1 pseudogene is annotated in these 1,080 nt (G+C 50.7%); it reads left to right on the forward strand.

The features are described 5' to 3' along the window. Positions 1-65: 65 nt before the first annotated feature. Positions 66-1,080 (forward strand): annotated as a pseudogene (locus OCV69_RS16585) (VirD4-like conjugal transfer protein, CD1115 family); the annotation flags it as partial.

Consider the following 1,080-nt stretch of genomic DNA (forward strand, 5'->3'; position numbering starts at 1 on the left):
ATGTGAAATCATCGAATTTTTGATGCAAAATTCGGTGAGATATTCCCTTTATTTATCTTGACAAAACACTCCCGAAGGGAACCATTTTGGTGGAGTGCGGAAAAATGCTCCAGCGGGGTGCGCCCAAGCTGGGCAAGGACGGAAAGCCCATGAAGGATAAGCACGGCAAGGTCATTTATGAACCTTACCGCATCAAGGTCCTAAATACCATCAACTTCAAGAAGTCCATGCACTATAACCCTTTTGCCTATATCCATAGCGAAAAGGACATCTTGAAGCTGGTCACAACGCTGATCGCCAATACCAAAGGCGAAGGAAAAGCCGGAGACGATTTTTGGGTCAAAGCAGAGACCTTGCTGTATTGCGCGCTGATTGGGTATATCCACTATGAGGCCCCGGTAGAGGAGCAGAACTTCTCCACCCTCATTGAGTTCATCAACGCTATGGAAGTCCGTGAGGATGACGAGGAGTTCAAAAACCCCGTAGATCTGATGTTTGATGCGCTGGAAGCCGAGAAGCCAAACCACTTTGCGGTGCGCCAGTATAAGAAATATAAGCTGGCCGCCGGAAAAACAGCCAAGTCGATCCTGATTTCTTGTGGTGCGCGCCTCGCGGTATTCGACATTGCAGAGCTGCGTGAGGTCACAGCCTATGATGAGCTGGAGCTTGACACTCTGGGAGACCGGAAAACTGCCCTGTTCCTCATTATGAGCGACACGGACGATAGCTTTAACTTTTTGATCTCCATGTGCTACACCCAGCTGTTCAACCTCTTGTGTGAAAAGGCGGACGATGTGTATGGCGGCAGGCTCCCGGTCCATGTGCGCTGTCTCATTGATGAAGCCGCCAATATCGGGCAGATTCCCCGTTTGGAAAAGCTGGTAGCAACCATCCGAAGCCGTGAGATCTCCGCCTGTCTGGTGTTGCAGGCGCAGAGTCAGCTCAAGGCGATCTATAAGGATAACGCAGATACCATCATCGGCAACATGGATACTTCCATCTTCCTGGGCGGTAAGGAGCCAACCACCCTCAAGGAGCTGGCTGCCGTGCTGGGCAAGGAAACCATCGACACCTACAACA

Origin of the sequence: Alitiscatomonas aceti (genome assembly GCF_025567195.1) — a bacterium.
GTDB lineage: Bacteria > Bacillota > Clostridia > Lachnospirales > Lachnospiraceae > Alitiscatomonas > Alitiscatomonas aceti.